This window comes from Mycobacterium sp. (genome assembly GCF_035653355.1).
In the GTDB taxonomy this organism is placed as follows: Bacteria; Actinomycetota; Actinomycetes; order Mycobacteriales; family Mycobacteriaceae; genus Mycobacterium.
Map to the genome: position 1 here is coordinate 1 of NZ_DASRBZ010000024.1, position 5,242 is coordinate 5,242.

Annotated in this window: 3 protein-coding genes; 1 reads left to right on the forward strand and 2 read right to left on the reverse strand. The window is 63.0% G+C overall.

The window, feature by feature from the left end:
* Positions 1–863: 863 nt before the first annotated feature.
* Together VFA16_RS00780 and VFA16_RS00785 are read right to left on the reverse strand one after the other, a co-directional pair.
* Positions 864–1,565 carry a class I SAM-dependent methyltransferase gene (locus tag VFA16_RS00780; protein ID WP_324965987.1) on the reverse strand — a complete coding sequence of 234 codons (702 nt, stop codon included), beginning with the start codon at positions 1,563–1,565 and terminating at the stop codon, positions 864–866.
* A gap of 404 nt (positions 1,566–1,969) precedes the next feature.
* A complete protein-coding gene (locus VFA16_RS00785; RefSeq protein WP_324965988.1) occupies positions 1,970–3,238 on the reverse strand; it encodes a glycosyltransferase in 1,269 nt (422 codons plus the stop codon).
* 635 nt (positions 3,239–3,873) lie between these two features.
* Between VFA16_RS00785 and VFA16_RS00790 the strand changes: the two genes are divergently transcribed.
* A partial coding sequence (locus VFA16_RS00790) for an acyltransferase (protein ID WP_324965989.1) occupies positions 3,874–5,242 on the forward strand: 1,369 nt, incomplete at its 3' end.

Sequence of the window (5,242 nt, forward strand, 5' to 3'; positions counted from 1 at the left end):
GGCAGGGAACTCCCGGGGGATGTCTGGATATCTGCCAGCCTCAAGCAACACAACGTTGAGGCCGCCTTCCGTCAGCTCCTTGACAGCCCACGAGCCGGAGGCTCCCGAGCCGACGACGATAGCGTCATACATTGCTTCACCTCTGGCCATACGTGCGTGCCTCGGCTAGTGCGTGCGCGTCTTGTTCGCCGTTGGGAGCGGCCATTCCTCGAATCGCACTGCCCGCTTGCAACAGGACACCCATGTTTCGAGGTTTTCCCCCCACGTCTGCAAAGGCTGCTGGGCCGGAACGTTACACCACCGTCGCTGTCGAAGTCTCTCGAATCATGCAACAGCAGATGCTTGGGTGTCCTGCCGCGTTTGGCGGCCGCGAGCTGCTAATTGATCATCGTCGCAAACACACCGATCGGACAGCCTATCGACCCTGGAGCCAAGAAACGGCAACGGCAGCGGAGTACCGCGCGCGACCTCGCCATCGGCAAGCCCCGGCAACTCAATCGCCTCAGATTACGGGATTCCGGGACACTGGCGGAGCCGCAGCTCCCGAGCCTAGAGCGGCGCGCAAGGCTCGACGTTGTGCTGTCTCGCATCGATGCAGATACGTTGTGACGATTGAGTTGCCAGCTTGGCCGGCGCCGACCATCGCGACGTCGCCGCCTACGCCGATCAGCCCGGGGTTTCGAGGCGACGGAAATTCTCGGGCAAGATCAGCCGCCGCAACGCTTTTGGCGCGTTAAGTCATCCGGATCGGACATCTCGGGTTACCGGGTGACGCCGGGTACCCGGAGGATCAAAGATTCACCCCGACCGGTTGCCGATCCTCAATTAATGTCCGGTGCGAAATTCGCCCTGACAGGCCAACTTTACTTTTCGGAAGTTCGGCATTCTGACGCGAGAAATTCGCGGAGGTACGCGGGCGGCTTCAGGTTAAGCAAGCGCTCGCGGTCAGCAGCAAGATCCGCGTAGTTGAGCGCCTCAATCTGCGCCGCGGAATAGGATAATTGAGAGTCGGGCAACCCTTTTCGGACGACCCCCACACCGAGGTCGCAGTCCAGCACCGCGACGCGCAGATCGTGCCGGGTGCTGCGCAAGTGGACGATTGCCTTCCAGACATCGCCGCTCCAGACGAAGTGCCAGCGGTTCTGGGCCCGAAAGTCGGCATACGACGCGGCCGGGTAGCCGATCGTGGCTTTTGCGGGGTTGCAGTCGTGTAGAACAATGACGCCGTCGTCGCGCAGGTAGCGCAGGGTGTTTTCGACGTCACGCAGAGCCTGCCTATAAGTATGGAGCCCGTCGATTAAGGCGACATCGATGCCGTGCTGATCGAGGAATGTCGTCTCGTTCGCGAAGAAGGCGTCGCTGGTCGTTTCGAAGTAATAGGTGGCGCGCGCCTTCGCCTCGGCTTTCCTGCGTGAGCGGGGCGACAGCCTGAACTCCGGGTCGACAGCGACTTTCTCATCGGCGCTAATGCGCCGGAGCGAAAATCCATACCCAACGCCGATCTCCACGTAGACGCGCTGCGACCGCCCGTCGAGTGCCTGCTGCACGACCTTGATGCGGTTCATTAGACGATCCTTCCCCCGGGCGGGCCTTCGCCCGCCGTACGTGCCATGCCAAAGTCGATGTCATTTCTGTCTGCCGAGGTTCCCCGCTGCGCGAAGCTTCTAACCCAGTGCGCCACCCGCAGTTCGCAAGTTTCGTCAATTCTCCCGCTGGTCGGTAACTGATGCGAGCGCTGCCCGCCTGCGGCTGGCGCGCAACTGCTACGCCGTCCACCGCGCGCCGCGAGGAGCAAACCGAGCCGATAGTGGGCAGAAGCTGCGTCGCGGAAAACCCCTGGCGCTTAGCGACTTCCCGTTGTCGGAGCGGATGCGTGCTGTCGCGTCGATGCGGATGCGCTGTGACGATTGTCTTGCCATCTTGCAGATCTGGCCAGGCGCCGATCGTCGCGGCGGTGCTACCGTCGCGGTCAGCTTACACGCCTTGAGCAGGCGAAATTTTCCACAAGATCAGCGGCGGCGGCGATGCTTTCGGCGGGCTTGCTCATCTGTGTGGCGATCTCGCGGGCGCGGTCGAGGTGGTGCGGAGCGAGAGTGGTGCGCAAGTCCGCGATCAGCGATTGCAGAGTAGTGCTCGAAAAACGCCGGGCCGTACCTAGTTTCAATTGCTTGATCCGAGCGCCAAAGAACGGCTGGTCCGACGTGTTCCACAAGATCAACTGGGGGACTCCGGCGCGCAGGACTGCCGCCGTAGTGCCCGCGCCACCGTGGTGCACGACCGCGCGGCAGGTCGGAAAGGTGGCCGCGTGATTCACCGACCCCACCACCTTCACGTGCTCGTCCTCGGGGACTTGGCGAAAGTCGGTCCCGGCCGAGCAAACCAACGCCCGCTCGCCTAACCGCGCGCAGGCGGCGCTGATCATTTCGAGCGTGTCGACGGGAGATTCGATCGGTATGCTGCCAAAGCCAAAGTAAATCGGCGGTGTTCCCGCGGCAATCCACGACGCGATCTCGTCATCGGCATCCGTTGGCAGCTCCATAGTCAGCGCGCCGATAAAAGGCCGTCGTCCATCGTATTTCGCCCATTCGGCTGCCACCCCAGGGAAGCACAGCTCGTCGTACGCCTGAATCTCCAGTGATCCGCGCTGGGCGATCCGTTGCGGCGCGGGGCAGGTTGCCTTCGGCAGGCCGAGTTCGCGACGTTGCGCATCCTCGGGCTGCTTCGTCCAGCGCCAATACATCCACTCGTCCACCCTCATTGCCAAGCGGCCCAGCGGCGGCGGCAGGATCGGAATGTAATGGCCGTTGGCCCGTATCGGGAAGTAGTGCAACGTGGCGAACGGAATGTCGTGATATTCCGCAACATTGGCGGCGGGCGGCTCGGTACTCATGCAGGTGAGCAGCAAATCGGCGCCTTCAGCCAGGGACGTCAGCGACCTACTCATCTCCATCCAGCACTGGGTAACAAGCTGCCCCAGTTCGCGCCACTTCCTAGTCACCTCCTGGATCTTCCACGGGTTGCGGTATAAAGACTTCGAGAAGTCACGCTGCGCTTCCAACGGCGCCCGTGCATCTATTCCGTAAGGGACGGTCTGAAGCCCAGCCGCCTCGGCGAAGCCAACCAGGTCGGGTGGGACTGCCATGCGCACGTCGTGCCCCCGGCGCAGTAGTTCACGACCGACAGCGGCGCCGGGCTCGACGTCGCCGCGACTTCCATAGCATGCCAGCACAAATTTCATCGCAGATCTGGCCCTTCACTCCCCGTGCGCGTTATGCGAAACGAAAGCGGCAGCCGCGCAGCCCTGGCTCAACCGCCCAGCAGCTTAACGCCTTACCGAAGCTATTTACCTGGAATCCAGAACTTTCAGGCATGTGCCCGGATGCCATCGTCATCAGTAGCGATTTATGGCGATACAGGAGAAATTTTGGTCTGGGTGAGCGGAAAAAGAGGTACCGGGCGGCATGCGCGGGTGCGCCCGAGGAAAGTGCACCCGACGGTCCACTCCCTGCGACCATCGACGGGGATAGCGACCGCCACCGCACAGTACCGGCGCATCGTCGGACGGCCCCAGCAACCGAATTGGGCTGGGGCACTTAGTCTCTGGCGGGACAGATTGCAGATTCCATTGGTAAGAGTCGTCAAAGTCTACAACGCTGCCGTGGAGGCAGTGTTGCAGATGGCGCCACGAGTAGGCCGTCGATGGCGGAGAGGCCCATTGCTATTTGCACAAGCGGCTCCTAGTCGAAGGAAAACAGGCTAGCAACGCGCTCACTGAAGCGGAGTTGAAAGACATCCCAGCCTGAAACCACCCGTCCATACTTGCCAAGGTGTAACAATGCCGCTAATCGAAGAAGCCGCCCTCCTACGAAGTCGGTGACCTTGCACAAAGCCGAAAGCGTTAGCCCTGTCGAAGGGACCCAGGGGCAACGCGCGCCACGAACCGGATTTCGTCCGGACATCGAGGGTCTGCGCGCCGTCGCGATACTGGCGGTTGTCCTCTTCCACGCCGAGGTGCCTGGTATCGGCGGCGGATTTACCGGCGTGGACGTGTTCTTCGTCATCTCGGGATTTCTCATCACTGGGCTGCTTTGGCGCGAGGTGAGCACCGCTGGAAGCGTGCAGCTGCGCCGCTTCTACGGGGCGCGAGCTCGCCGACTGCTGCCGGCTTCGGCCACGGTAGGTGTCGTTACCGCTATCGGCGCTGCGGCCTTGTTACCCCCGTTGCAAGCCAGGACCGTGTTGGGTGATGGCATCACCTGTGCGTTGTATGTCGGTAATTACCGGTTCCTCCTGGAAGGCAACGACTACTTCGTCAGTGTGATGCCCCCGTCCCCTTTCCAGCACTACTGGTCATTGGGCGTCGAGGAGCAGTTCTACTTGGTATGGCCCGCCTTGATTATCGGTACGGCGTGGTTCATCCGGCGTGTGCGCCGGCGCAACAGAGCCGATACCTCCTCTGCGACTCCATATGTAGTGGTGCTTGCAGTGGTCGCGTCCCTGTCGTTTGTGGTGTCGCTCGTGGCTACGACTTACTGGGCGCCGGCTGTGGCGTTCTACTCCCTGCCCACGCGGGCCTGGCAGTTAGCCGTCGGTGGTCTGGTGGCCCTCACGGCCGGGCGGTGGCGCCGGCTACCGGTAGTAGCTGCCACGGTTGCAGGATGGGTCGGGCTGGTCGTCATCGTGTTGGGCTGCACACTGCTGCACACGAGCACGCCCTACCCAGGTAGCGCCGCCTTGTTGCCCGTCCTCGGCACGGCTCTGGTGATCGGCGCGGGCTGTGCCGCACCTTGGCGGGGATGCGGGCGCGTGCTGGCATGGGCGCCGATGCGGGCTGTCGGACGGGTGTCGTACTCGTGGTATCTGTGGCACTGGCCGGTGTTGCTGCTCGCCCCACCATTGCTCGGCCACCCGCTGGGCCTGGCCGGCAGACTGGCTGCGGCCCTCTTCTCCGCCGGCCTGGCTGTGCTCACCCTGTATCTGGTTGAGAATCCGTTGCGATTTGCCGCTTCTCTGCGGCGGTCTCCCGCCGGCAGCCTCGCGGTTGGCGGCGTCGCCACGGCGGTAGCGGTCTGTGTGGGCGTGGCGCTGCTTGTATTGGTCCCTGTCCCAGTCGGCCGCGGCGCGCCAGCTGCGGCGGTGACCGTCACTGCCGCGTCACCGCCGAAGGGCGACGACATTCACTTGTACGACGCGGCGGTGCAGCATGCGTACGCCCAGGTGCAAGCCGCGGTCGCGGCATCCG